The following is a 25,361-nucleotide window of genomic DNA, read 5'->3' on the forward strand; positions in this document are numbered from 1 at the left end:
GTGGCGAAAGCCGTGGCGAAACAGTGGCAAAACAACGGTGGCAAACAGGCTGGGAGACGAATCCGGCGCACGCGGAATCGGATAAAAGCCCGTACCCATTATGCGCCGTCAAGTTTGCGCTCGTGCGGCAGGACGCCAACGGCGCAGTAACAAAGCGTTACTGACCACGCTGAAACTGCTCAGCGCCATTGCCGCCCCGGCGATCACCGGGCTCAGCAAACCGAATGCCGCCAACGGGATGCCGACCACGTTATAGGCAAACGCCCAGAACAGATTCTGACGAATCTTCGCCCACGTCCGCCGCGACACGTCGATGGCATCCGCCACGCGCGACGGGTCGCCGCGCATCAACGTAATGCCGGCCGTCTGCATCGCCACGTCGGTGCCCGATCCCATCGCAATGCCCACGTCGGCGGCCGCAAGTGCCGGCGCATCATTGATGCCGTCGCCGACCATCGCCACGACCGCGCCCGGCGCACGGCCCTGCTTCAAACACGCCACGACATCGGCCTTGTGCCCAGGCAACACGTCGGCATGGACTTCGTCGATCCCCAACGCGTTTGCGACGGCTTGCGCACTGCCTGCGTTGTCGCCGGTCACCATGACGCAGCGCACGCCCAGCGCATGCAGGCGGCCGACCGCTTCGCGCGCCGCCGGCTTGATCGTGTCGCCGAACGCGAGCATGCCCAGCATGCGGGGCGCATCAGTGCCGGGTGCTATCGAAACGAGCCACGAGATCGTGTGCCCCGTGCCCGCCAACTGCGATGCCCTGTCAGCCAGCGCGCCTTGCGCCACGCCAAGCTCGCCGAGCAAGCGCGCGTTGCCCAGTTGCAATGTGTGGGTAAGCTCGCCGTCGACAACTTGCGCACGCATGCCGCGCCCCGGCAGGGCGACGACATCGCTTGCCGGCGGCACGTTGACGCCGGCCTCCCGCGCCGCCTGCATCACCGCATGCGCGAGCGGGTGCGAACTGCCCGACTGCACCGCAGCGGCCAGACGCAGCAAGGCATCGGTCTCATCGGCCTGCACGCCCGGCGCCGGCGAAAGCGCCACGAGCCGCGGCTTGCCTTCCGTGAGCGTACCGGTCTTGTCGAACGCGACCACTTCGATCCGATGCGCAAGTTCGAGCGCCTCGGCGTCCTTGATCAGAATGCCGTAGCGCGCCGCCGCGCCTGTGCCGACCATGATCGCTGCCGGCGTCGCGAGGCCGAGCGCGCACGGGCACGCGATCACCAGCACCGCGACGGCATTGAGCATGGCCGCTTCGAAACCAAGGCCCCATGCCCACCCCGCCAGCAGCGTGAGCGTTGCGATACCGACCACGACAGGCACGAACACCGCGCTGACGCGATCGACGGCGCGCTGGATCGGCGCTTTGCCGGCTTGCGCGTCTTCGACCATGCGAATGATCCGCGACAATTCCGTATCCGCACCGACGGCGGTGGTCTCGATACGGAGCGTGCCGGCGCCGTTGATGGACCCGCCGACCACACCATCGCCTTCGCCCTTGTCGAGCGGCAACGGTTCTCCCGTCAGCAGCGATTCGTCGAGTTGACTCGCCCCGGCGCGGATTACGCCGTCTACCGGCACGCGCTCGCCCGCGCGCACGACCACCCAATCGCCGACGCGAATGTCGCCCAACGGCACCGTCACCGCTTCAGCCGCACCGTGCGGATCGCGCAGCACGCGCGCGGTATCCGGGCGCAGGGCCGCCAGTGAGCGGATGGCCTCAACCGTGCGGCGCTTCGCCCGCGCCTCGAGCCATTTGCCCAGCAGGACCAAGGTGACGACAACCGCGGCCGCCTCGAAATAGAGATGCGGCACCGCCCCGGCCGGCGCACGCCACCATTCGTAAAGACTCAAGCCATAGGCCGCGGATGTGCCGAGCGCCACCAGCAGATCCATATTGCCGGTGCCGGCCCGTAGCGCCTTGTAGCCGGCGCGATAGAAACGCGCACCGAGCCAGAATTGCACCGGCGTCGCCAGCAGCCATTGCAGCCACGGTGGCGACATCAGGTGAACGCCGAACGGTTCGAGCAGCATCGGCAGAAACAATGGCAGCGACAGCAGCGCAGCCACCGCGACCGGCCACCACGCCGGGCCGGACGGCTCGGCCGCCGCCTTCGCCGGATCGCGAACCGCGCTCGCCTCGTACCCCGCGCGCCGCACCGCTGCGATCAGCGTGGCTTCATCGGCCAGTCCGCGAACGCCGCGCACCGAGGCGCGTTCTGTCGCAAGATTCACGTTGGCCTCGCTCACCCCCGGCACCGCACGCAAAGCCTTTTCCACGCGCCCGGTGCACGACGCGCATGTCATGCCGGCAATCGCAAGCTCCCGTGTTACCTCCGCCACGTGATAGCCCGCGTCGTTGACCGCGGCTTCGACCGCCCCCAGCAACGCCGCCGGGGCAACATCCTGGCCGGCTTCGACCGACGCCGTTTCCGTGGCCAGATTGACCGTGGCCTGTGCCACGCCGGGCACCCGGCGCAACGCCTTTTCGACCCGAGCCACACACGAGGCGCATGTCATGCCCTCGATTTCCAGCGACCAGGTTTGATGCATATCCTGCCTCCGTGACGTACTTCACAAGTGGATGACAAGTTCAAGCCTAGACTTTTCCATGATGGGAAGGTCAAGCGATATTCCCGATTTTCGCCCCCCACCACTTCCACGCTTCCACACTTGGGAAGAGAACACCCGTTTCCCTTCAATGTACCGGACTGCCCACCCATGCGGTTTGGGGAACATCTCGCGCAAGATCGGCCGCATCCGAAAACCGCTTGAGCTTACCATCGTGGCAAGGCCCATAATGAATGCATCGAATCTGCAACCGACGCATTCAAGGAGCTGACAATGCTGCAATTCCAAGTCGAAGGCATGAGCTGCAACCACTGTGTCCAGGCGGTCACGCGCGCGATCACCGCCCGCGATGCGCAGGCGCGCGTCTCGGTCGATCTGGGCGCCGGCCAGGTGAACGTCGAAAGCCGCCTGCCAGCCCCCGAACTCGCTGCGGCGATCACGGACGCCGGCTACGCCGTCACGAAGACCCCATCCTGAAAGTACGCCGGAAATCGCCGCGCGCGCGTGCAGCTCACGGCGATTGGCGGCGCCACAGCCTCGTCCGGGCGGCCTGACCGATTCAGACGACGTTGCGCGCGCAACGAATGTGATACGCTTTGCCCGCTGATGTTGCTGTGCGGCAATCGATGCACGCGCAGCGGCGTCAGACACGTCTTCAGGGCGGGGTGAAAGTCCCCACCGGCGGTAAGTGGCGGCCATGGCCGCAACGAGCCCGCGAGCGCCTGTCGTGGCCATTTTCCGGCCGTGGCGGGGTCAGCAGATCTGGTGCGATGCCAGGGCCGACGGTCATAGTCCGGATGAGAGAAGATGCGTCGATTCCCGCGTTCTATGGGGCGGTTGCCTCATGGACACGTCCGTTCGCATGCCCTGAAACGTTTTTCGCCCATTTCATTTACGCGAGGAGCGTTTCATGTCCGTTAGCCACACGTCTCAATCTACCGCGCCTGCGGCGTTCGCCAATCTCGGCGCTTTCCCGCAACGCCTTGCCGCCGCGCTCGATGCCATGCGCGAAGGCCGCCCGGTGATCCTCATGGACGACTTCGATCGTGAGAACGAAGCCGACCTGATCGTCGCCGCCGAGAAAATCACCTCCGCCACGATGGCCATGCTGATCCGCGAATGCAGCGGCATCGTCTGCCTCTGCCTGCCCGACGAGACCCTGCGCCGCCTCGATCTTCCGCCGATGGTCACACAGAACCAGAGCCGCTATGGCACTGCATTTACCATCACGATCGAAGCCAGGCAAGGTGTCACGACGGGCGTGTCTGCCGCCGATCGCGTCACGACCATTCGCGCTGCCATAGCCGACGATGCCAAACCGTCCGACCTTTCGCGCCCGGGGCATGTTTTTCCGCTGCGCGCCCAGCCGGGCGGCGTGCTGACCCGCCGTGGCCACACGGAAGGTTCGGTCGATCTGGCGGTGCTCGCCGGCCTCAAGCCGGCCGCCGTGCTGTGCGAACTGATGAACCCCGACGGTACGATGACGCGCGGGGCTGATATCGAACGCTTCGCGGCCGTTCACGACCTGCCGATCCTGACGATCGACGAACTCGCCACCTACCGCGGCGCCCAGCCCGCCGCCGCCTAGACGTTTACCTCCACGCGCGTGCCGCACACGTCGCGGAGTTGCCGTCTATAATGTAACTATTATAATGAAAGTTACAGGTGGACAAATGACGGAATCCCTCAAGATGGATGCGGCGGCCGTGTTGGCGCAATGGGAGGCGGAAGAGGCGGCGATTCGCGCGCGTCACGCGATGGGGACCGCGCCGACGTTCGGCACATTTCCACCGAGTGACGCCGCCGGCCTGACCGGCGTGGAACTCTTCCAGGCGATGTTCGACGGCAAGCTGCCCTTCCCGCCGATGGGCGAGACCCTCGGTTTCATCGGCATCGAGTTCACCCCTGGCCGCGCGGTATTCCAGGGCCGTCCGGCGTTGCCTTACTACAACCCGCTCGGATCGGTGCATGGCGGATGGTTCGCGACGCTGCTCGATTCGTGTGTCGGGTGCGCCATTCACGCCAGTTTGCCCGCAGGCAAAAGCTATACGACGCTGGAACTGAAAGTGAATATGGTGAAGGCACTGACAAAGGATGTACCGCTGGTGCGCGCCGAGGGTACAACCGTTCATGTCGGGCGCCAGGTCGGCACCGCCGAAGGCCGGCTATATGGCCCTGACGGCACGCTTTACGCCCACGCCAGCACGACCTGCCTGATTTTCGATTTCCCGCCCAAACGGGATCGCCAATAAAAAAATCTATGGTCCCCCCCGTTTTGAACTGCTCCCCAAAAGTTGGACATGGATCCAGCCTTTGGCGGGCCGTGCAGTTGGGCGCTTTCGTCACGCATCAGGCCGGCGTCAATGTTGTCCGCCGCCGCCCTGCGCATCGTGCTGATGTTCCAGTGTTTCCTTGAGCGCGATCTGGAGTTTGGCGTGCATGCGCACGAACCAGCTTCGCAGCAACACAGCAAGCACGACGGCGCCGACGCCGGTCAGCACCAGCATCTCCGTCGACGGTAGAATGCTTGCCGATAGCGCCGCCACGATCAGCATGACGCCGACCATCCCGGCCAGCGGCAGGATTTCGGCAACCACGCGGCGCACGTGCAGCGTATAACGGCCGCCCAAACTCGCCGGCACCGACAATTCCACCAGCAGCAGGCTCAGCGACTTCAGCTTCCGGTACACGGCGACCAGGAACGGCAACGACAACAGCAGCGCCCCGCCCCACACCACGGCGCTTTGCAGACTGGTGTCGGACACCCACGGCGACATCAGTTCGGCCAGACGCCCGAAGAAGAACGCGCCGCCGAGGAAGACTGCCGCGACCATCGCCAGGTTCACCGCCACGTGCAGCGCAATGCGGCGCACGAAGCCCATCAGCGCGGCGCCGTCGCCTGACAGACGGATGCTTTGCAGCCACTGCGTATATTGACCCAGCACGTAACGTATCCGGCCCGGCATCATGCGGCCGAGCCAAAGCGTAAACGGGTCTGCGCCGCGAATCAGATAGGGCGTGAGCAGCGTCGTGATGACCGACACCGCCACGGCCACCGGATACAGGAAGTCGCTCGTGACCTTCAGCGAGAGCCCCAGCGCCGCGATGATGAAGGAAAATTCCCCGATCTGCGACAAGCCCATGCCGACACGCATGGAGGTGCGTCCGTCCTGCCCGGACAGGAACGAACCAAGGCCGCACGACACGACCTTGCCGACGACGACCGCCACCGTGATGACAGCAATCGGCCACAAATAATTGACGATCACGTTCGGGTCGAGCAACAGCCCGATCGTCACGAAGAAAATCGCGCTGAACATGTCGCGCAGCGGCCCGATGAGCCGCTCGATCGTGTGAAGCTGACGTGCCTCCGCCATGATCGCACCGATCAGGAACGCGCCCAGCGCCACGCTGTATCCAAGCTTGATCACCAGCAGGCAAAAGCCGAAACACAGGCCGAGCACCGTCACGAGCAGCATTTCATCGCTCTTGAACTTCGCCACGTAAGCCAGCGCGCGCGGCACGAGCAGGATGCCGGTCACGAGCGACACGATCATGAACAACAGCAGCCTGCCCAGCGTAAACGTCGCTTCGCCGGCGTCGACCGACCCGCTGATCGCGATCCCCGAGAGCAATGCGATCATGCCGATCGCCAGTATGTCCTCGACGATCAGCACCCCGAAGATCAGTTGCGCGAAACGTTCACGCTTGAGCCCGAGTTCGTCGAGCGCCTTGACGATGATCGTCGTCGAAGAAATCGCCAGCATCGCGCCCAGGAACAGCGAGTCCATCGGCTTCCAGCCGAAGAACCGGCCTATTTCGAAGCCGATCCAGAGCATCAGCACGATCTCGGTGAGCGCCGCGACCACGGCCGTCACGCCCACGCGCGCCAGCTTGCGCAGACTGAACTCCAGGCCCAGCGAAAACATCAGGAACACCACACCGAGTTCGGCCAGGATATTGATGGTCTTCTCGTCGTGAATCAACGCGAACGGCGGCGTATACGGCCCGATGATCACGCCTGCGACGATATAGCCGAGGACGACCGGTTGCCGGAAACGGTTGAAGATGACGGTGACGATGCCAGCCAGCAGCATGATCACCGCGAGATCCTGAATGAAGTCGACGGCGTGGTGCATCCGATAGGTTCCCCGAGGCGCTTGCGCGCCAATGCTTGATGTTTTCTGACTTCACGCGCCGCCCCCGCGGCGACAGCGGCCGGGCATTGCGTGGACATTTGAATGGTGGGTTGACGAGCCCTTGACCAAAAAATTCCCGCCGGGCGGCATATCAGCCGACAAAAATTTCCGCTTGCGGGAATGTGAAATATCACATTAATATTAGTTAAATTTCACAGCCATGGCGATGCATTCGTCCGATGGCCTTTTTCGCGGGCGCCGTAGCGGCCCGCAGTACGGCGCGCTGCGCCGGTTTTTCAGGAGAGTTTCTTGTGACGTCCCTCGAATTCACCTTGCCGGACGGCCACGCGACGGCGTCCGTCCACACCCTGATCATCGCCGGCTGGGCCGGTCGCGACCGCGCCGCGGTCGAGCATCACATTGCGGAACTGGCGGCCCTGGGCGTCCGGCCGCCGTCCGCCACCCCCTGCTTTTACCGGCTCGGCCACGCCTTGTTGACGCAGGACGCCGACATCGACGTGGTGGGCAGCGCCAGCAGCGGCGAGGCGGAGTGCGTGCTGATCCAGAGTCACGACGGCTTGCTCGTGTCGGTCGGCTCCGACCATACCGACCGCGAAGTCGAGACCTATGGCGTGACCGTGTCCAAGCAGGTGTGCCCGAAGCCCGTGTCGCGCGCCGCATGGCATTTCGCCGAGGTCGCGGACCACTGGGACCGGCTCGAACTGCGTTCATGGGTGACCGCCGGCGGCCAGCGCCGCCTGTATCAGGAAGGCGCCGTCACCACGCTCCTGAACCCGCTGGAATTACGCGAGCGCTTCGCGCCGGACGGGATGCGCGCAGGCACGGCGATGTTCTGCGGGACGCTCGCGGCCATCGGCGGCATTGCCGGCGGCGAGCGGTTCGAAGTCGAACTGCACGATCCGGTGCTTGGCCGCAGCCTTCGTCATGCATACGGCATGCGCACCCTGGCGATCGCCGACTGATGCCTCAGGCGGAAAATCCGCACGGAGGCGTCCCCGCGATCCCGTAGAATCGGACATCGCCGACGCAAGACGTCGTTTTTTCCAACCCGAACGCCCATGACCGCCCTGGACGCCCTCGCTTCCCCCCCGCCGCCGACGCCTGCGGCCGCCAAGCCCGACACCCGAAGTCTGGCTGAACGCGCATACGAGCAGATCAAGCACGACATCATCACGTTGCGCCTTCGCCCCGGCGAATACCTGAACGAAGCCCAATTGATGCAGTCGACCGGCTTCGGCCGTACACCAGTGCATCAAGCGCTGCAGCGTCTTGCGCTGGAGGGCTTGCTCGTGATCCTGCCGCGCAAGGGCGCGATGGTCGCGCCGGTCTCGCTCAATGACGCCCTCGAGATCATCGACGTGCGCATGGTCAACGAGGCGTACTGCGTGGAACTGGCTGCGCGGGCAGCGACGCCGGAGGATCTGGCCGCCATCGAAGCCGTGCTGACGCGATCGCGCGATGCCGTCGCCGCGCACGACGTGGCGGCGATGATGGCGATTGACCGGGACTTTCATCTGGCCGTATCCCGCGCATCGCGCAACCAGACCCTTGCCGACCTGCTGCGCGGCCTGCACGAACGCTCGCTGCGCTTCTGGTTTCTCGCGCTGTCGGCGCCGAGCCATCTCGAAGACGTCCACGAGGAGCATCTCGAACTGTTCGAGGCGCTCAAGGCGCGAGATGTCGCGGCCGCGCGCGCAGCCATCCAGCGGCATATCGAAGAATTCCGTACGCACATCCTGAAAGCGATCTGACATGACCCCCGACATCTCGCTGCAACGACCTCTGGCCGAACTGGCCGCCGCGCTCGACGGCGGCCGCACCACCAGCCGCGCGCTGACCGAACAGGCGCTCGAACGCATCGCCGACCCTGCCGGCCAGGGCGCGACCGTCTTTACCCGAATCGATGCCGATGCGGCCCGTGCAGCGGCCGACGGTGTTGATGCATTGCGCCGCGCCGGCGTTCGACTATCGCCGCTGATGGGCGTACCGGTGTCCGTCAAGGACCTCTTCGATGTCGCCGGACAAGTCACACGGGCTGGCTCGACGGCGCTCGCCGACGCGCCGCCCGCGACGCGCGATGCGGGCGCGGTGGCGCGGTTGCGTCAGGCAGGCGCGGTCATCGTCGGCCGTACCAATATGACCGAATTCGCCTTCTCGGGCCTGGGCCTGAATCCGCATTACGGCACCCCGCGCTCGCCCTGGGGCCGCGACGTGGGTCATATCGCAGGCGGTTCCTCCTCGGGGGCGGCGGCGTCGGTGGCCGATGGCATGGCGGCGACCGGCCTGGGGACGGACACCGGCGGCTCGATCCGGATTCCGGCGGCGTTCTGCGGCCTGACGGGCTTCAAGCCGACGGCATCGCGCACCCCGCGCGACGGTGCATTGCCGTTGTCGACATCGCTGGATTCCGTCGGGCCGATCGCACGCACGGTCGATTGCTGCGCACGCGTGGATGCGATCCTGGCCGGCCTGCCGGTCGACGAAACGGCGGTGGCGGCTTCGCGTCCGTTGCGGGGGCTGCACTTCGGTATATTGACGAACTATGTGCTTGATGGCGCTGAGCCGGCGGCACTGGCGGCGTACGAACGCGCGTTGCAGGCACTCGCCCGGGCCGGTGCGACGTTGACGGAGTTCCAGTTTGCGCCGTTCGACGACCTGCCGGCCCTGAACCGGTTCGGCTTCGCGCCGATCGAGGCCTATGCATGGCATCGGAAGTTGCTGGCCGGGAAGGCCGGCGATTACGATCCGCGCGTGCTGGTCCGCATTCGAAAGGGAGAGCCGGCGACGGCGGCGGATTACATTGACCTGCTCGCCGGCCGCGCTGCACTGATCGCGCAGGCAAATCCGGTGTGGAACGCCTTCGACGCCGTGCTCTGCCCGACCGTGCCGCTCACGCCGCCGCGCGTTGCCCCGCTGGAGGCCGATGACGCCGCGTTTACCGCGACCAATGCGCTGGTGCTGCGTAATCCCACGGCGATCAACATGATCGACGGATGTGCACTCTCCGTGCCCTGTCACGCGGCGGGTGATGCGCCGGTCGGTCTGATGCTGAGCGCTTGTAACGGCTCGGATGCGTCGCTGCTGTCTGTCGGACGCGCCACGGAAGCGGCGCTTCGGGCGGCAGGTTTGGGCTGCGCTTGATCATGCATCGCGGAACGCTCGTGCGCGTTGCAACGCTGTCAGTGATTGATATCTTGGGGGCCGACGGACGACCGGGTTGCGACAAGGGTACAATGCCCACGCCAACTAACGCCCGAGCCGGTTTTGCGCCGGCTCTCAACCGTTTGACGTGACATGAACGCCCATTCCGATGCTGTCCTGCGGCGCGAACGCCGTTTGTATCTGTTGTTGACCGCCGTCTGCCTCGCCCTGATCGGCGGCGCGCTGTATTTTCAGTACGCCCTCGGCGAGGATCCTTGCCCGCTTTGCATTCTTCAACGATATGCATTGGCGCTGATCGCGATTTTCGGTCTTGCCGGCGCAGTGTCGCGTGGCTGGGCAGGCATTCGCCTCGCACGTTGGCTGTCCGCGCTGTCCGCGCTCGGTGGCGCCGGCGCCGCCGCATATCTGATGTACGTGCAGGCCAATCCGATGGTCAGTTGCGGCTACGACGTCGTCGAAGGCTTCGTCGATGCTTTGCCGACTTCGCGCTGGCTGCCGCAGGTCTTCCAGGTGCAGGGCATGTGCCAGACCGTGTATCCGCCAATCCTCGGCCTGTCATTGCCGACATGGGCGTTGATCGGGTTCGTCGCCATATTCCTGGCCCTGGTGTTTCATCGGCCCAGGCGCACCTCGGCGCTAGCCTGAACGCCACCCTTTCGCCATTTCCGGGCCTCAGTCCGGACGCACCGCCGCCGCGGCCGCCGCCTTCGCCGCCGCATCGAGCTCCGTCGCCACATCGGCAATCCGCCGGCGCAACCAAGTCACCTCAGGCGCCGCATGCGTGCGTTCGTGCCACAGTTGATAGAACCGCATCTGCGGAAAGGCGAACGGCGACGGCAATACCCGAATCGGCAGGTAGCGCGCGTAGTGCTGCGCGAATTGCCGGCCAGTCGTGAATACGAGATCCGTGCGCATCAGCACATAGGGAACCAGCCCAAAATAGGGCATCGTCATCTGAATATTGCGGCGCAATCCCTGCTCCGCCAGGCATCCGTCGATGAAACTGTGGCGCTCCGCCACATACGGCGTCGGCGCCAAATGCGGCAACTCCAGATAGTGCTTGAGCGAAATGCCCTTGTTCGCCAGCGGATGCTGCGCGCCCACCATGCATACGACCTCGTCGTCGAACAAGCGCGACATGTGCAACTGCGGCGGCGGTTCCAGCCAGTTGCCGACCACGACGTCGAGCGACCCGTTTTCGAGCGCGCCGACGTAGTCGACCCCGGCCGAGATCGACTGGACGGTCAACCGCGCTGAAGGGGCATCGCGGCGCACCACCTCCGCAATATTCGGCAAGAAGACGGCATCCAGATAGTCCGGCGCCCCCAGTTTGAACACACGCGTGGTCGTCTGCGGGACAAATTCCGTGGCCGGATGCGTGATCCGGTCGATTGCCGCAAGCGCGTCGGTGGCATAGGCGAGGAGTTCGCGCCCGCGCTCCGTCGCGACCATCCCGCTCTTGCCGCGCACCAGAATGGCGTCGCCGGTGATCTCGCGCAGGCGGCGCAATGAATTGCTGATGGCCGGCTGCGACTGGCCTAGCTTGAGCGCCGCGCGCGACACGCTCTGCTCCGTCAACAGGGTATGCAACACCCGCAGCAGGTAAGCGTCGATCTGTTCACGGGGTCTTTGCATAACGGCGATGGTCAGTCCTCTGCTGGCGGCCTGCGATGGAATGAAGGTACCCCATCTGCGCCTCTCATGGTAAACACTGCGATCGCGCACGGGTACGGATAGTTTATGCCAATGCCGGGTCATCGGGGCGGCCGAATAGCCATCATCATTGCCGAGAAATACTTCCCGCCGGCGCCGGTGCTATCTTCGGGCCATACCCACTTGCACTACACTCAAGATCATGGAGACACAAGCCATTCGCTTCTTCTACCGCGGCCGTGTGCACGAGGTGACCGATCAGGCCACGACCCGCACCGTACTCCAGTACACGCGAGAAGACCTGCATTGCACCGGCACCAAGGAAGGCTGCGCCGAGGGGGATTGCGGTGCCTGCACCGTGGTCATCGGTGAATTGGCCGACGACGGCGGCGTCGCCTTGCGCGCCGTCAACAGTTGCATCCAGTTCCTGCCCACGCTCGACGGCCGTGCCCTGTTTACCGTGGAAGACCTCCGCCAGGCGGACGGCGCCCTCCACCCGGTGCAGCAGGCGCTCGTCGACTGCCACGGCTCCCAATGCGGATTCTGCACGCCCGGCTTTGTCATGTCCCTGTGGGCCATGTACGTCAACCGGCCGGAAGCCGCGGGCTGCCCGTCGCGCCGCGAAATCGACGACGTCCTCTCCGGCAACCTGTGCCGCTGCACCGGCTATCGCCCAATCGTCGACGCCGGCCAGCAGATGTTCAACCTGCCGCGCGCCGAGTTCGATCGCGCCGCGCTCGCCAAACAGCTGCAAGCCCTGCAACGCGGCGATATGCTGTCCTACGAATTCGACGGCCACACCTTCCACGCGCCGCGCACGCTCGCCGAACTCGGCGAATTGCGCGCCCGCTTCCAGGAGGCGCGCATCCTGGCCGGCAGCACCGACGTCGGCCTGTGGGTCACCAAGCAGTTCCGCGACCTCAAGCACCTCATTTATATCGGTCAGGTCAACGAACTGCGCGAAGTGGCGCGGCAAGGCGACGCCCTCTACATCGGCGCGGGCGCGCTGCTGAACGACGCCTACGACGCCCTGATCATCCACTATCCGGAACTTGCGGAACTGCGCCAGCGCTTCGCCTCGTTCCCGATCCGCAACGCGGGCACGCTCGGCGGCAATGTCGCCAACGGCTCGCCGATCGGCGACTCCATGCCGGCCCTCATCGCCCTGCGCACGCAAATCGTGCTGCACCGTGCAGGCGTCACGCGGGAAATGCCGCTCGAGGACTTCTACCTCGCCTATCAGAAAACCGCACTCGAAGCCGGCGAATTCGTGCAGGGCATCCGCGTGCCGCTGCCGCAGGCGGGCCAGCATTTCCGTACCTACAAGCTTGCCAAGCGCTTCGATCAGGATATCTCTGCCGTGTGCGCCGCCTTTGCGGTAACACTCGACGGCGGGAACGTGACATCGGCGCGCGTCGCGTTCGGCGGCATGGCCGCCACACCGAAGCGCGGCGCCGCAGTCGAAGCGGCGCTGGTCGGCCAGCCGTGGAATGAGGCAACCGCCCGTGCCGCGATGGCCGCGCTTCCGGCCGACTATCAGCCGTTGTCCGATATGCGGGCAACCAGCGGCTATCGGCTGGCCGGGGCACAGAATCTGCTGTATCGTTTTTTCCTGGAAACGCGACCCGATGCGCCGCTGTCCGCGCAGGAAGTCAACGCGTTCGCCTTTGCCTGACCGGAGACCGCCATGAACAAGCAAGTTGAAGGCTTCATGACGCAAGCCGGCGCCGCCGCCAACGCCGCTCAGCAGGTCGGCCGTTCGCGCACGCATGAATCAGCCGAGCTGCATGTCGCCGGCGAAGCCACATATATCGACGACATTCCCGAGTTGCAAGGCACCCTGCATTGCGCCCTCGGCATGTCGGCCAAGGCCCACGCGAAGCTCGTCTCGCTCGATCTCGACGCCGTGCGCCGGGCGCCGGGCGTGGTCGACGTGATTACCGCCGCCGACATTCCGGGCGTGAACGATTGCGGCCCGGTCATCCACGACGACCCGATCCTCGCCGACGGCGTCGTGCAATACATCGGCCAGCCGATGTTCGCCGTGATCGCCAAGTCGCACGACGCCGCCCGCAGCGCTGCGCGCCTCGGTGTCGCCCGATACGAAGATCTGCCGGCCGTCCTCACGCCGCAAGCGGCCAAGGCCGCCGGCGTGGGCGTGTTGCCACCCTACCACCTGCGCCGCGGCGATGCCGATGCCGCGATCGCCAAGGCTGCGCACCGCATGACCGGCACGTTCGAATGCAACGGCCAGGAGCAGTTTTACCTCGAAGGCCAGATTTCGTACGCCATTCCGAAGGAAGGCAAAGGCGTGCACGTCCATTGCTCCACGCAGCATCCAAGCGAAATGCAGGCGTTGGTCTCGCATTGCCTTGGCTGGCATAGTCATCAGGTCCAGGTCGAGTGCCGCCGCATGGGCGGGGGCTTCGGCGGCAAGGAATCGCAGTCGGGCCTGTTCGCTTGTGTCGCCGCGATAAGCGCCACGCGCCTGAACCGTCCGGTGAAGCTGCGCCTGGACCGTGACGACGACATGATGATCACGGGCAAGCGGCACGGCTTCTATTTCGAATACGACGTGGGCTTCGACGACGACGGCCGGATCACCGGCGCGAAAGTCGACATGACCTTGCGCGCGGGTTTCTCCGCCGATCTGTCGGGGCCCGTCGCCACGCGCGCCATCTGCCACTTCGACAATGCCTACTTCGTGCCGGAGGCCGATCTTCGTGCGTTGTGCGGCAAGACCAACACACAGTCGAACACGGCTTTTCGGGGCTTCGGCGGCCCGCAAGGCGCGCTGATCATGGAAGTGCTGCAGGACGCCATCGCGCGCAAACTGGGCAAGGATGCCCTTGACGTACGCAAGGTCAACTTCTACGGCAGGGCCGAGCGCAACGTCACTCCCTACGGGCAGACCGTGCGCGATAACGTGATTCACGAACTGGTCGGCCAGCTCGAAACGGAAAGCGAGTATCGGGCCCGCCGCGAGGCGGTGCGCGAATTCAACCGCACGAGTCCCGTCCTCAAGAAAGGCCTGGCGCTCACGCCGCTCAAATTCGGGATCTCGTTCAATGTCCAGGCCTTCAATCAGGCCGGCGCGCTGGTGCACGTCTATCGCGACGGCTCGATGCTCGTGAACCACGGCGGCACCGAGATGGGACAGGGGCTCAATACCAAGGTGGCGCAGGTCGTCGCCCATGAGCTCGGCGTCGATCTGTCGCACGTGCGGGTCACGGCCACCGACACGGCCAAGGTCGCGAACACGTCGGCTACGGCGGCGTCGACCGGCGCCGACCTGAACGGCAAGGCTGCGCAGAATGCCGCGTGGAAGATTCGTGAGCGCCTGGCCGAATTCGCCGCACACAAGTACGGCGGCAGGAAGGAGGACGTGACGTTCGCCAACGACATCGTCACCGCTAACGGCGAAGCGGTTTCGTTCCCCGATCTGGTCGAAGCCGCCTACTGGGCGCGCGTGCAACTCTGGTCCGACGGCTTCTACGCAACGCCGGGCCTGTCGTGGGATCCCAAGACCATGACCGGCAACCCGTTCTTCTACTTCGCGTACGGCGCAGCCGTCTCGGAAGTGGTGCTCGATACGCTGACCGGCGAATGGCGCCTGTTGCGCGCCGACGTCCTGCACGACGCCGGCAAGTCGATCAATCCGTCGATCGACATCGGCCAGGTGGAAGGCGCGTTCATTCAGGGCATGGGCTGGCTCACGACGGAAGAACTGTGGTGGAACAAGGACGGCAAGCTGATGACGCACGCGCCCTCCACCTACAAGATCCCCGCGATCAGCGATTGCCCGACCGACTTCCGCGTGGCGCTGTTCGAGAACAGCAATGTGTCGGATTCGATCCATCGCTCGAAGGCCGTGGGCGAGCCGCCGCTGTTGCTGCCGTTCTCCGTGTTCAACGCGCTGCGCGATGCCGTCGCGAGCGTGAACGACTATCGCGACGAGCCCGTGCTCAATGCGCCCGCCACGTCCGAAGCATTGTTGAACGCGATCACGGAACTGCGTACGCGCAGCGCCACCCACTGACATGCACGACTGGATCGAGCAGGCCCACCGGTTACTGGCGCGCGGCGAAGCCGCCGTGCTGGTGACGGTCGCGCGTGTAGAAGGCTCCGCGCCTCGGGAAGCCGGGGCGTGTATCCTCGTCACGCGCGAACACGTCTGGCAGACGATCGGCGGCGGGCATCTGGAATGGCGCGCCATGGAAGTTGCGCGCTGCTTGCTGCGTCAATATGGCCAGCAGGGTGGCCGCCATGTCGAGCGCTTCTCGCTCGGCCCGAGCCTCGGCCAGTGCTGCGGCGGGGCCGTCACCCTCGCGTTCGAGGTGCTGACGCTCGCGGATCTGGGCTGGGTCACCACCCTCGGCAAACGTCTCGCCGTCGGGCAAACGACCCTGCGCAGCGTCGCGTTCGGTGCGCCGGGAGCGGACGCCGTCTGCGTTGCGCATCAAGGCGGGCCCGTGACACTGGGCGAACCCGATGACGACGGCGCCCCGGTACGTCCCTACACGCTCACCCGCGACGCGGACGACGCGGCCTGTACGTTCTGGCAAGCCGAGGATGGCTGGCTGTGGCTGACCGAGCGCATCGCGCCGAGCGATTTCCATATCGTGCTGTTCGGCGCCGGCCATGTCGGCCGCGCACTTGTCGACGTCCTCGCGACGCTGCCCTGCCGCGTCACGTGGGCCGACGAACGCAGCGAAACGTTTCCCGCATCGGTGCCGTCCAACGTGACGGTCGAATCGACGGATACGCCCGAAGCGGTGGTCGACGACGCACCGGCCGGCACGTATTTCCTCGTGATGACGCACAACCACGCGCTCGATCAGCGCCTGTGCGAACAGATCTTCAAGCGCGACGACTTTGCCTACTTCGGGCTGATCGGCTCGATGACCAAGCGCCGTCAATTCGAACACCGCCTGCGCGATCGCGGTGTGCCGGCCGAGCGCTTCGAACAGATGGTCTGCCCGATCGGCGTGGCCGGCATCACCGGCAAGGCGCCGGCCACCATCGCCATCGCCGTCGCGGCGCAGTTGCTGCGGGTGCGCGAGCAGCAGGTCCGGCAAGCGCCTGCCACCGCACTTTAAGTTCTGTTCGGTGTCATGGTCCGCCGCGGCTTGTAAAATGGCCGGACGCATCCTTACCCAATGAGCGTACCCACTGAGAGGTCCCATGCCGCTGACACCCCAGCTCGCCGAAAAAATCCGCCGCATGCCCAAGGCGGAACTGCATCTGCACATCGAGGGCACCCTGGAACCGGAATTGATCTTCGCGCTGGCCGAACGTAACGGCGTGGCGCTGCCGTATCCGTCAGTCGAAGCCTTACGCCGGGCCTACGCCTTCCACGATCTCCAATCGTTCCTCGACATCTATTACGCCGGCGCCAGCGTGCTGCTGACCGAGGAAGACTTCTACGACATGACGCGCGCATACATCGCGCATGCGGTCGCCGACCATGTTCGCCACGCCGAAATATTCTTCGATCCGCAGACGCACACGGCGCGCGGCGTCCCGCTGGAAATCGTGATGGCCGGCATGGAGCGCGCGCTCGCCGAAGCTGAAATAAAACTCGGCTTTTCCAGCCGCCTGATCCTGTGCTTCCTGCGCCATTTGCCCGAAGAGGACGCACTCGCCACGCTCGACGCGGCGCTGCCTTACTTCCGCAGCCTGCCGCATCGCCTGATCGGCGTCGGCCTCGATTCGTCGGAACTCGGCCATCCGCCGGCCAAGTTCGCGCGCGTCTTCGAGCGCTGCCGTGCGCTCGGCTTGCGGATTGTCGCGCATGCCGGCGAAGAAGGGCCGCCCGAGTATATTCATGAAGCGCTCGACATATTGCGCGTCGAACGTATCGATCATGGCGTGCGCGCCATCGAAGACGAGGCCCTGCTCGACCGCCTCGCACGCGAGCGCATCGCGCTGACCGTCTGCCCGCTCTCGAACACCCGCCTCAAAGTATTCGACGACATGGCCGATCACACCTTGGGCGCGCTGCTCGACCGTGGCCTTGCGGTCACGATCAATTCCGATGATCCGGCCTATTTCGGCGGCTACGTCAACGCCAACTACCTCGCGGCATTCGAATCGCTCGACCTCACGGCGCAGGACGCCTACACGCTCGCACGCAACAGCTTCGAAGCGTCGTTCATCGACGACCGCGCCAAGCGCGCCCTGATCGGCGAACTTGACCGCTTCTGGCAGGCATCCTAGGGCAATCCCCGAGGCGGCCTTCGCCGGCTGCCACCCCCGCAAAGGCCCGCCAGACGGGCCTTTGTCACATCTGAAGCGTCGCATTGGCGCGTCATCATCGCGCCATGATGCCGAACATTCCTCGCCGGAAATGGTTTCGGACGACACGGATGCTATTTTTCAGACGCGTCAAGGTGCCCGTGGCGTCTGGCCCCACCGATCATGGCCAAACCCGCCGGACGCCCCCACGAACGTCCGCCCACGTTGATGCCGACCATGCGTAGTCGCGGCCTTGCGGTCCTCCCGGGGACCATCGAGTGCCGAGCAATACCGTTGAAACCACAGAACACCCAGGAGACATACCATGGACACTTCGTTCAGCCCCCCGGCCGCGGACGTGGTCACGACCGGCACGAACGCCACACCGGCCAGCCATGCCGAGGCCGCGCGCCCGGCCTCGCTGCTGGACCGATATTTCAGCATCCGCGCCCTCGGTTCGAGCGTGCGCACTGAAGTGATCGCAGGCATCACCACGTTTCTTGCCGCGATGTACATCATTGTCGTCAACCCGGCGATTCTGTCGTCGACCGGCATGGCGTTTCCCGCCGCGCTGACGGCCACGGTCCTGATCAGCTTCCTGGGTAGCTGCGCAATGGGCCTGTACGCCCGCAATCCGGTGCTCGTCGCCCCAGGCATGGGCCTCAACGCCCTGTTCGCGTTCACGATGGTCCACGGCGTAGGCATGCCGTGGCAGACGGCGCTGGGCTGTGTCTTCTGGTCCGGCATCCTGTTCGCCCTGCTCGCCGCGCTGAATGTACGCCGCTTCGTGGTCGACGCGATCCCGTCGAATCTGCGCTACGCAATTTCGTGCGGCATCGGCTTGTTCATCACGCTCATCGGGCTCGTCGACGCGAAGCTGGTGGTCGGCGATCCGGTCACGGTCGTGCGCCTGGCGCACCTGAGCCCGGCCACGGTGACATTCCTGATCGGCCTGGCGCTGACTTCTGTGCTCGTCGCCCGCCGCGTCAATGGCGCGCTGATGATCGGCATCGTCGTGACCACACTGATGTCCGTGCCGATCGGCCGTCTGTGGGGCGACGGCAGCGCCTATTTCCCGAAGGAAATCGCTACCGCCACGCTGGTCAACTGGCACGGCTTTTTCGCCGCTCCCGACTTCTCCGGCATCGGCCAGCTCGACCTGCTTGGCGCCCTGAAGGTCGGTTACCTGCCGTTCATCTTCGTCATGCTGTTCACTGCGTTCTTCGATACGCTCTCGACCTTCATGAGCATTGCCGAAGCCGGCAACATGAAGGACCGCGACGGCAATCCGCGCAATATGCGCCAGGCGATGATCGTCGACTCGTTCTCGGTGCTGATCTCCGGCCCGCTCGGCACGAGTCCCGCGAACGCCTACATTGAATCGGCCGCAGGTATCGCCCAGGGCGGGCGCACGGGTCTGACGGCCGTCGTTTGCGGCTTGATGTTCCTGCCGTTCCTGTTCCTGTCGCCGATGCTCTCGCTGGTGCCGGCCATTGCAACCGCACCCGCGTTGATTCTCGTCGGCGTATTCATGATGGAATCAGTCGCGCGCATCGAGTGGCACCGCATGGACGAGGCCATTCCGAGTTTCATCGCGCTCGTCATGATCCCGATTTCGTATTCGATCACCGACGGCATCGCCTATAGTTTCCTTGCATTCGTCGTGCTCAAGCTGTTCACCGGCCGTGCGAAGGAAATCAAACCGGCGATGTGGGTCGTCGCCGCCCTCGCCGTGCTGTTGTTGACGCAAATGTAACGTGACAGAGACACCGAATATGTCCGCATCGCCCCAAAAACAAGCTGGCCGCCGCGCGTTCCGCGCACAACTGCTGTACTTCGCGCACGATCCCGCACGCGCCTCGCTCGACGGCACGCCCGGCACTATCTACTATCGCGACGGCCTGCTCGTCGTCGACGACGGCCGCGTCGTTGCCGTCGGCGACTACGATCGGTTGGCACCGACGCTCGCCGACGGCACGCCGGTCGAAGATTTGCGAGACAAGCTGATCGCGCCCGGCTTTATCGATACGCACATTCACTACCCGCAGACCGACATCATCGCCTCGCCCGCGCCCGGTCTGCTGCCGTGGCTCGAGACGTACACGTTTCCGGCCGAGCGCCGATTCGAGAATCCGGAGCACGCGGCAGCCGTCGCGAAGTTCTTCCTCGACGAACTGCTGCGCGGCGGCACGACCAGCGCGCTGGTCTATTGCACCGTGCATCCGCAATCTGCCGAGGCGTTCTTCACGGAAAGCCATGCACGCAATCTGCGCATGGTGGCCGGCAAGGTGATGATGGACCGCAATTGTCCGGAATTCCTGCGCGACACGGCCGAGCAAGGCGGGCGCGACAGCGAATCGCTGATCCAGCGGTGGCATCAACGGGGACGCCAGATGTACGCCCTGACACCGCGCTTCGCGCCGACCTCGACGGAAGCGCAGTTGGGCGTCTGCGGCGAGTTGGCGCAACGCTATCAGGACGTGTTCATCCAGAGCCACGTCGCGGAAAACACCGACGAAGTCGAGTGGGTGAAGGCGCTGTTCCCGGGCCACCGCAGCTATCTGGATGTGTATGACCACTATGGCCTGCTGCGCCGCCGCGCGGTGTACGGCCATTGCATCTGGCTCGACGAGACCGACCGGCGCCGCATGTTCGAAACGGGCGCCGTGGCGGCGCATTGCCCGACGTCGAACCAGTTCCTCGGCAGCGGCCTGTTCGATTTCGCGGCGGCCGAAGCGACGCGCATGCCGGTGGCACTGGCGACCGATGTGGGCGGCGGTTCGTCGTTCTCGATGTTGCAGACGATGAACGAGGCGCACAAGGTGGCGCGTCTTTCCGGCTATCACCTGACGGCCGAGCGCATGTTCTATCTGGCGACGGAAGGCGCGGCGCGCGCACTCGACCTCGGCGGGCAGATCGGTACGCTGGCCGAAGGGGCCGAAGCGGACTTCATTGTGCTCGATCCGAAAGCCACGCCATTGCTGGCACGCCGCACAGCGCAAGCCGAATCGCTCGAAGAGTTGCTGTTCGCGTTCGCGCTGCTTGGCGACGACCGCGCAATCTCGGCGACGTATGCCGCAGGCAAGCCGGTTCACCGCCGGGAAGCCGCTCAGCATTGATATCGAATACGATGCCGTCGCCTGGGGGGGTGGCGGCATCGGCAACACCCCGCGGCGTGCAAGGGGCGCGCGGCAGGGGATCTCCTTGGGCAGCCGCTTGGCTGCCCTTTTTTTATTGCGGGTCCGATGCTATAATCCGCGTCGATTCATTGGGGAGTAGCCGCCCTGTCGTCACGACAGGGGTGCGCGTCAACAGACTTGGCCGAAGGGTTCTGACTTTGGCTATGGCGCGTACAGCCTCGGGCCTGGCGAGACCGATGACGACACTTCCGCCATCCGGGCCGGGAAGCGTTGTCATTGGTGCGTTCAGCATTCGGCCCGGCGGAGAACTACAAGGTGTCCCCTTTCCTCGTCTCGACCGGTGTGGTCGCGCTTGCCGAAATCGGCGATAAGACCCAACTGCTGTCCCTCGTGCTCGCGGCGCGCTTCAGGAAGCCCGTTCCGATCATTCTCGGCATTTTCGCGTCCACGCTGCTCAATCACGCCGGCGCCGGCGCCGTCGGCCAATGGCTCGCCACCGCCATCAGTCCGCAAATCATGCGCTGGGCCATCGTGGCCTCGTTCCTGTCCATGGCCATCTGGATTCTCGTGCCGGACAAGCTCGACGAAGACGAATCCGCCACGCGGCGTCACTGGGGCGTGTTCGGCACGACCGTCGTCACCTTCTTCCTCGCGGAAATGGGCGACAAGACGCAGATCGCAACGGTCATGCTCGCGGCGCGCTTCCATGATTTCGTCGGCGTCGTCGCGGGCACCACGCTCGGCATGATGCTCGCCAACGTCCCCGCCGTGCTGCTCGGCCACAAATTCGCCGACCGCTTGCCTACGCGCGCAGTGCATGCGGTCGCCGCCGTGATCTTTGCGGTGCTCGGTGTGCTTGCCATTGTGCAGGGCTGACGACGCGGTTATCAAACCGGCCGCCCCGGGCGCACACTTTCATAGGCAGAAACCTCGCTGGACCCCGCTCCCGCGAGCAATCCATTGTGCAATTCATCCGGGAATCGTCCCAAAATGAGGCCGATCCTATTGGCCGATCGCGCAAAGCGATGTATTTCTGCCGTTCCATTATCGGTGACTTTCTGCCAGAAACGGGAGTGACATGGCTCAAGTCGGCCATGTCCTTCTCGTCACATTCTCGCGGATCACAGTCACCGGTCGTCTGTTGTGGGCCAAAGGGAAATATCAGTTTCGATGAGACGCAGCTATCTGAAAGTGGGCGACAAGTCCTCATGCGACGGAACCGTGGTTGAGGGCATCCCGTTCATGATTCATCACGGCACCCCGCTGACGTTTCTGGGCGCTGCCGTGAACTGCCCGTCGTGCAAGTCGACCGGCCGGATTGGCGGCAAGGGGCCTCGCCTGCAATACGACTTCATGGGCAGGCAACCTGCGATGGAAGGCGATATCTGCATATGCAAATGCGACCCGCCTCCGGTGATGTTCGCTTCTCAAAGTGACATGTTCCAGATATTCGAATCCAACGATTTAGCGGGCAAAGGGTTGGATTCGGCGGGCGAAGCGGGCGCGGCCAGCGGCGCAGCAGAGGCGTCGGCCCCGGTTCCGAACGTTGATGATTGGTTCGTCATTCGCGATGCAAGTGGACGTGCCGTTGCCAATACTGGGTACACGATTCAGCGCGCATCGGGCGAGACCGAACGTGGAACGACCGACGCATCAGGGCGAACGCACCTGCTGTCGTCTGAAACCGATCTGGACAGCGTCACTGTCGATCTGGCGGGATAAGTACGAAACGCATTGGCTGCCGATGTGTGATGCCACAGCTTTCACGAGGAATCGATGACGGACTGCTTCAAAGATCATGAGTGCGATAAACAGGCGCTGAACAAGAACACCAAGGCGATTTCAGAATGCAAGCAATATTTCACGGAACGAAACGGGCGTAAGGGTAGAGTGACCGAAGTGCCGGTGCTGACGTGCGCTTGCATATGGCGGGCATACCAGAAGGAGGCCGAGGAAATTGTGGCGCCGGGCGGCAAGCTGATTGCTGACCCCAAGGCGCGCAATCGCGCCATCAATGCCGCCTACGCAAATTTGTGGCTGCATGATCGACGTTTTCAATGGGCGGGTTTGGCGGCTTTTGCATCCAAGCAAGTCGGCTGCGGCTTGTTGCATGCGTCGGAATCAATGGAGAAAATGCAGGCCGAGCACGAGGCACTCGAACGTGCGATGAACACCGCCAAACCGCGTTGGAGCTTTCGGAACTGGTTTCGTATCGGCAAGCTTGACGAACAGGCGGAGCGCGATTACAAAGAGGCCCGCCGCAATAATCCGGTGCCAAGCGCCGACATACGGCGGGATGGCGAATCGCTCTCGGTCCTCCAACGGCAATACAAGCATGTGTATGAAATGCTGGCGATGGGCAATACGACGCTGTTCCTGGACGTGTTCCCGCTGCATGCTTTTTACAAGAAGCGGGGGTTGAAGGAGCTTAAGACCTGTCTGCCGGCACGCGTGAAGATAGCGAATGATCCGAGGTTCCCTATTTTGTGGCCAATTGGGAACAGGCTCGAATTCGGCGTTGACCATGAGCAGATCCTGAAAGCCTTCGAGGCTATCGACAAGTGGAAGATCGCCGAGAGCGTTAAGTTTCTAGCTGAACACGAGCAAATCAACATCCTGCAACCGACAATGTACGACGACCGGCAACTGGTAGCGCTGTTGCGCGGTAACCATCTATCCTACGTCACAGGCTTTCCTACGGGCGTGGCGGAAGCCATCGAGCTGACGCTGACCAGTCAGTGCCACCGAGTCTCTGACGGGCGCACCATCGGCTTCGGCGACAACCCGATTGCCAACCTGGCCGACTTCAACCAGCGCATGCCTTTTGTGCTCAAGGCAGCAGAGCGCTTTGACCAAATGTTGAATACGGGAAATCACGCAGTGCTTCAGCAGTCGATCCGGGAGATTTCCCGGGGCTCGCGATGAATTGGCCACTCCGAATCGGCTGGCGGCGCTGCGTGCTGGGAATTGCCGCCGTCGCTATCCTCGCGCTGGCAACGGTGCGCCTGATTGGCCACGTTCAATCGGGCGAGCCGGAAATCGCTCTGGTGATTGGTGAGCCTTGGGAGACTATGCGCCTGCGCTCTAGCGCGGCAATTGATCGGGCGCTTCCAAACGAGATTTGGTACAACGTCCCGAAGTCGGATGCTCGCCTACGCTTCACGGACCCACAATATGGGTTTATGACACCGCTGGCTCGCTTCTTTACGGTTAGCTATGAGCGAGGCATCGTACGTAGCGTGCGCATGTCTCCCCAAATTGAACCGCTGCTGCTCGACGACGCGCTCAAAATCGTGCTGGACTTGCAGGAGCAGTGGCGTCGGGGCGGCTGGCAGCCGATGTTCGCCGAGGAGTGGCCGGCCTTTGCCGACACCGCACAGTGGCGCGCTCAATTGCAAGCTTGTAAGAGCAGTAAGACGTACTGGCAGGCAGATAGCAAGTACCAAACGTTAGTGACCATCGCGTGTTTTCAGGACGATAGGCACCCCGACGAAGAGCGGTACCTCATCACGCTTGCGCTCGCAAAACCGTGGTCGAAGTAGCGCGCATTGGATTCGCGCGTCGACCTGCCCGCCATCAACCAGCGCATGCCATATGTGCTCAAGGCAGCAGAACGATTCGACCATATACTCAAAATTGAGCATTGCCCGCTGCTGAATGATCGTTTCCGGCTGAGATAGGATTTTTGGTAATTTACGCCGCTGCTCGGATAAAGCTGATCCACGTTTCGGCTTTTGTCCCAATGCGTGGATCAGACGAATCCGAAAGTCGCGGGAATCGTTTAGATTCTTGGGTTTACGGGTTGTGCCAGACTGCTTGCCTGTCTACACTGGGTTCGTCGCGTTAAACAAGCGCGACCAGGTTTGACGACCTGAAACCGTAAATGGGGGCGAACGGCTGCGCTTTGCGGCCGACCTCGCCCTGGCATTGGATCGCTCTACTTTGGGCGGGCCTATGCGAGGACTCCCTCGGGAGTACCGGTGTTCCATTTACGGATCGGGTCGTCAACCTCGCCTAGTGCCCGCCCGCCCCAGCCATTGCGGCTGGGCGTACGGGGAAACGTAGCTGCTTTGCACGAGGTATCCGTATGTCTTCTTCTGATGCTCCTTCCACTGCTTTCACAGAAACACCTCCCACCGAAACACCCGACGTAGAAACGGTCGACAGCATCCTTGAGCGAATGCTGGATGCGACAGACCGTTTGACCGAGGTCACGAGTCGTATTACGGCGATGGCGTCCGCCGCAGCGCAGGGCGGCACCGAATCACTCGACGAACCGTTCGCGGGAGCGTACTTCTCACAGATGGAAGACCTTGCCATGAAAGCGCATGCCTTTGGCTGCTCGCTCGGGGAATGGGCGCGTCAAGCAAGGCAGTAAACTCTTCTGACCTGTCCGCCTGAATCGGTCGCGACCCGGATTCAGTACTCG

21 protein-coding genes and 2 riboswitches are annotated in these 25,361 nt (G+C 64.0%); of the genes, 18 read left to right on the plus strand and 3 right to left on the minus strand.

Annotated elements, in window-relative coordinates; translation table 11 throughout:
* Positions 1 to 108: 108 nt before the first annotated feature.
* Positions 109 to 2,562: a heavy metal translocating P-type ATPase gene (locus PTE30175_RS18575; protein ID WP_150698557.1), complete on the minus strand. Its 2,454-nt coding sequence runs from the start codon at positions 2,560 to 2,562 to the stop codon at positions 109 to 111.
* Between the two features lie 291 nt (positions 2,563 to 2,853).
* Between PTE30175_RS18575 and PTE30175_RS18580 the strand changes: the two genes are divergently transcribed.
* The 3 genes from PTE30175_RS18580 (at position 2,854) to PTE30175_RS18590 (ending at position 4,832) form a co-directional block, all read left to right on the plus strand.
* The gene (locus PTE30175_RS18580) at positions 2,854 to 3,057 is read left to right on the plus strand and encodes a heavy-metal-associated domain-containing protein (protein WP_150698558.1); all 204 of its coding nucleotides are present in this window, start codon (positions 2,854 to 2,856) and stop codon (positions 3,055 to 3,057) included.
* A gap of 170 nt (positions 3,058 to 3,227) precedes the next feature.
* A riboswitch (FMN riboswitch) is annotated at positions 3,228 to 3,393 on the plus strand.
* Between the two features lie 97 nt (positions 3,394 to 3,490).
* On the plus strand, positions 3,491 to 4,168 hold the full coding sequence (ribB, locus tag PTE30175_RS18585; protein ID WP_150698559.1) for a 3,4-dihydroxy-2-butanone-4-phosphate synthase: 678 nt from the start codon (positions 3,491 to 3,493) through the stop codon (positions 4,166 to 4,168).
* Between the two features lie 85 nt (positions 4,169 to 4,253).
* Positions 4,254 to 4,832 (plus strand): PaaI family thioesterase, encoded by a 579-nt coding sequence (locus PTE30175_RS18590; protein ID WP_224788851.1) that lies wholly within the window; start codon positions 4,254 to 4,256, stop codon positions 4,830 to 4,832.
* Between the two features lie 108 nt (positions 4,833 to 4,940).
* Here the strand turns inward: PTE30175_RS18590 and PTE30175_RS18595 are convergent, their stop codons facing one another.
* Positions 4,941 to 6,719, minus strand: coding sequence for a cation:proton antiporter (locus tag PTE30175_RS18595; RefSeq protein WP_150698560.1), 1,779 nt, complete (start codon positions 6,717 to 6,719; stop codon positions 4,941 to 4,943).
* Between the two features lie 311 nt (positions 6,720 to 7,030).
* Here PTE30175_RS18595 and PTE30175_RS18600 point away from each other — a divergent pair, with 311 nt between their 5' ends.
* From PTE30175_RS18600 to PTE30175_RS18615, 4 genes are all read left to right on the plus strand, one after another.
* Positions 7,031 to 7,702: a DUF2848 domain-containing protein gene (locus tag PTE30175_RS18600; protein WP_224788852.1), complete on the plus strand. Its 672-nt coding sequence runs from the start codon at positions 7,031 to 7,033 to the stop codon at positions 7,700 to 7,702.
* Between the two features lie 96 nt (positions 7,703 to 7,798).
* Positions 7,799 to 8,491 carry a GntR family transcriptional regulator gene (locus PTE30175_RS18605; RefSeq protein ID WP_150698562.1) on the plus strand — a complete coding sequence of 231 codons (693 nt, stop codon included), beginning with the start codon at positions 7,799 to 7,801 and terminating at the stop codon, positions 8,489 to 8,491.
* Position 8,492: 1 nt separating this feature from the next.
* Complete coding sequence (locus PTE30175_RS18610; protein WP_150698563.1) at positions 8,493 to 9,881, plus strand: amidase; 1,389 nt, start codon at positions 8,493 to 8,495, stop codon at positions 9,879 to 9,881.
* A gap of 153 nt (positions 9,882 to 10,034) precedes the next feature.
* Positions 10,035 to 10,547: a disulfide bond formation protein B gene (locus PTE30175_RS18615; RefSeq protein WP_150698564.1), complete on the plus strand. Its 513-nt coding sequence runs from the start codon at positions 10,035 to 10,037 to the stop codon at positions 10,545 to 10,547.
* Between the two features lie 27 nt (positions 10,548 to 10,574).
* Here the strand turns inward: PTE30175_RS18615 and PTE30175_RS18620 are convergent, their stop codons facing one another.
* The gene (locus PTE30175_RS18620) at positions 10,575 to 11,537 is read right to left on the minus strand and encodes a LysR substrate-binding domain-containing protein (protein WP_150698565.1); all 963 of its coding nucleotides are present in this window, start codon (positions 11,535 to 11,537) and stop codon (positions 10,575 to 10,577) included.
* Positions 11,538 to 11,757: 220 nt separating this feature from the next.
* Between PTE30175_RS18620 and xdhA the strand changes: the two genes are divergently transcribed.
* From xdhA to PTE30175_RS18675, 11 genes are all read left to right on the plus strand, one after another.
* Positions 11,758 to 13,230: a xanthine dehydrogenase small subunit gene (gene xdhA, locus PTE30175_RS18625; protein ID WP_150698566.1), complete on the plus strand. Its 1,473-nt coding sequence runs from the start codon at positions 11,758 to 11,760 to the stop codon at positions 13,228 to 13,230.
* Between the two features lie 12 nt (positions 13,231 to 13,242).
* The gene (xdhB, locus tag PTE30175_RS18630) at positions 13,243 to 15,594 is read left to right on the plus strand and encodes a xanthine dehydrogenase molybdopterin binding subunit (RefSeq protein WP_150698567.1); all 2,352 of its coding nucleotides are present in this window, start codon (positions 13,243 to 13,245) and stop codon (positions 15,592 to 15,594) included.
* A 1-nt stretch (position 15,595) separates the two neighbouring features.
* Positions 15,596 to 16,654, plus strand: a complete 1,059-nt coding sequence (gene xdhC, locus PTE30175_RS18635) for a xanthine dehydrogenase accessory protein XdhC (RefSeq protein WP_150698568.1) — start codon at positions 15,596 to 15,598, stop codon at positions 16,652 to 16,654.
* A gap of 85 nt (positions 16,655 to 16,739) precedes the next feature.
* The gene (locus PTE30175_RS18640) at positions 16,740 to 17,774 is read left to right on the plus strand and encodes an adenosine deaminase (protein ID WP_150698569.1); all 1,035 of its coding nucleotides are present in this window, start codon (positions 16,740 to 16,742) and stop codon (positions 17,772 to 17,774) included.
* A 343-nt stretch (positions 17,775 to 18,117) separates the two neighbouring features.
* Positions 18,118 to 19,548 carry an NCS2 family permease gene (locus tag PTE30175_RS18645; RefSeq protein WP_224788853.1) on the plus strand — a complete coding sequence of 477 codons (1,431 nt, stop codon included), beginning with the start codon at positions 18,118 to 18,120 and terminating at the stop codon, positions 19,546 to 19,548.
* A 19-nt stretch (positions 19,549 to 19,567) separates the two neighbouring features.
* Positions 19,568 to 20,911 carry a guanine deaminase gene (gene guaD, locus PTE30175_RS18650; RefSeq protein ID WP_150698570.1) on the plus strand — a complete coding sequence of 448 codons (1,344 nt, stop codon included), beginning with the start codon at positions 19,568 to 19,570 and terminating at the stop codon, positions 20,909 to 20,911.
* 139 nt (positions 20,912 to 21,050) lie between these two features.
* A riboswitch (yybP-ykoY riboswitch) is annotated at positions 21,051 to 21,234 on the plus strand.
* A 13-nt stretch (positions 21,235 to 21,247) separates the two neighbouring features.
* Positions 21,248 to 21,808, plus strand: a complete 561-nt coding sequence (locus tag PTE30175_RS18655; protein ID WP_150698571.1) for a TMEM165/GDT1 family protein — start codon at positions 21,248 to 21,250, stop codon at positions 21,806 to 21,808.
* Positions 21,809 to 22,102: 294 nt separating this feature from the next.
* Complete coding sequence (locus tag PTE30175_RS18660; protein ID WP_150698572.1) at positions 22,103 to 22,654, plus strand: PAAR domain-containing protein; 552 nt, start codon at positions 22,103 to 22,105, stop codon at positions 22,652 to 22,654.
* Positions 22,655 to 22,708: 54 nt separating this feature from the next.
* Positions 22,709 to 23,857, plus strand: a complete 1,149-nt coding sequence (locus tag PTE30175_RS18665; protein ID WP_150698573.1) for a DUF2515 family protein — start codon at positions 22,709 to 22,711, stop codon at positions 23,855 to 23,857.
* A complete protein-coding gene (locus PTE30175_RS18670) occupies positions 23,854 to 24,474 on the plus strand; it encodes a hypothetical protein (RefSeq protein WP_150698574.1) in 621 nt (206 codons plus the stop codon). Before PTE30175_RS18665 ends, PTE30175_RS18670 begins: the two co-directional genes overlap by 4 nt.
* A 545-nt stretch (positions 24,475 to 25,019) precedes the next feature.
* A complete protein-coding gene (locus PTE30175_RS18675) occupies positions 25,020 to 25,310 on the plus strand; it encodes a hypothetical protein (protein WP_150698575.1) in 291 nt (96 codons plus the stop codon).
* Positions 25,311 to 25,361: the final 51 nt, after the last annotated feature.

This window comes from Pandoraea terrae, assembly GCF_902459695.1.
Lineage (GTDB): Bacteria > Pseudomonadota > Gammaproteobacteria > Burkholderiales > Burkholderiaceae > Pandoraea > Pandoraea terrae.

Excerpts from the sequence above, each read along its gene's own strand:
- PTE30175_RS18575 (WP_150698557.1), bottom strand. The coding sequence starts at position 2,562 with ATGCATCAAACCTGGTCGCTGGAAATCGAGGGCATGACATGCGCCTCG.
- PTE30175_RS18660 (WP_150698572.1), top strand. The coding sequence starts at position 22,103 with ATGAGACGCAGCTATCTGAAAGTGGGCGACAAGTCCTCATGCGACGGA.
- PTE30175_RS18610 (WP_150698563.1), top strand. The coding sequence starts at position 8,493 with ATGACCCCCGACATCTCGCTGCAACGACCTCTGGCCGAACTGGCCGCC.
- PTE30175_RS18605 (WP_150698562.1), top strand. The coding sequence starts at position 7,799 with ATGACCGCCCTGGACGCCCTCGCTTCCCCCCCGCCGCCGACGCCTGCG.
- PTE30175_RS18645 (WP_224788853.1), top strand. The coding sequence starts at position 18,118 with ATGGACACTTCGTTCAGCCCCCCGGCCGCGGACGTGGTCACGACCGGC.
- PTE30175_RS18670 (WP_150698574.1), top strand. The coding sequence starts at position 23,854 with ATGAATTGGCCACTCCGAATCGGCTGGCGGCGCTGCGTGCTGGGAATT.
- xdhA (WP_150698566.1), top strand. The coding sequence starts at position 11,758 with ATGGAGACACAAGCCATTCGCTTCTTCTACCGCGGCCGTGTGCACGAG.
- PTE30175_RS18665 (WP_150698573.1), top strand. The coding sequence starts at position 22,709 with ATGACGGACTGCTTCAAAGATCATGAGTGCGATAAACAGGCGCTGAAC.
- PTE30175_RS18640 (WP_150698569.1), top strand. The coding sequence starts at position 16,740 with ATGCCGCTGACACCCCAGCTCGCCGAAAAAATCCGCCGCATGCCCAAG.
- PTE30175_RS18590 (WP_224788851.1), top strand. The coding sequence starts at position 4,254 with ATGACGGAATCCCTCAAGATGGATGCGGCGGCCGTGTTGGCGCAATGG.
- ribB (WP_150698559.1), top strand. The coding sequence starts at position 3,491 with ATGTCCGTTAGCCACACGTCTCAATCTACCGCGCCTGCGGCGTTCGCC.
- PTE30175_RS18580 (WP_150698558.1), top strand. The coding sequence starts at position 2,854 with ATGCTGCAATTCCAAGTCGAAGGCATGAGCTGCAACCACTGTGTCCAG.
- PTE30175_RS18595 (WP_150698560.1), bottom strand. The coding sequence starts at position 6,719 with ATGCACCACGCCGTCGACTTCATTCAGGATCTCGCGGTGATCATGCTG.
- PTE30175_RS18615 (WP_150698564.1), top strand. The coding sequence starts at position 10,035 with ATGAACGCCCATTCCGATGCTGTCCTGCGGCGCGAACGCCGTTTGTAT.
- PTE30175_RS18620 (WP_150698565.1), bottom strand. The coding sequence starts at position 11,537 with ATGCAAAGACCCCGTGAACAGATCGACGCTTACCTGCTGCGGGTGTTG.
- xdhC (WP_150698568.1), top strand. The coding sequence starts at position 15,596 with ATGCACGACTGGATCGAGCAGGCCCACCGGTTACTGGCGCGCGGCGAA.
- guaD (WP_150698570.1), top strand. The coding sequence starts at position 19,568 with ATGTCCGCATCGCCCCAAAAACAAGCTGGCCGCCGCGCGTTCCGCGCA.
- PTE30175_RS18675 (WP_150698575.1), top strand. The coding sequence starts at position 25,020 with ATGTCTTCTTCTGATGCTCCTTCCACTGCTTTCACAGAAACACCTCCC.
- xdhB (WP_150698567.1), top strand. The coding sequence starts at position 13,243 with ATGAACAAGCAAGTTGAAGGCTTCATGACGCAAGCCGGCGCCGCCGCC.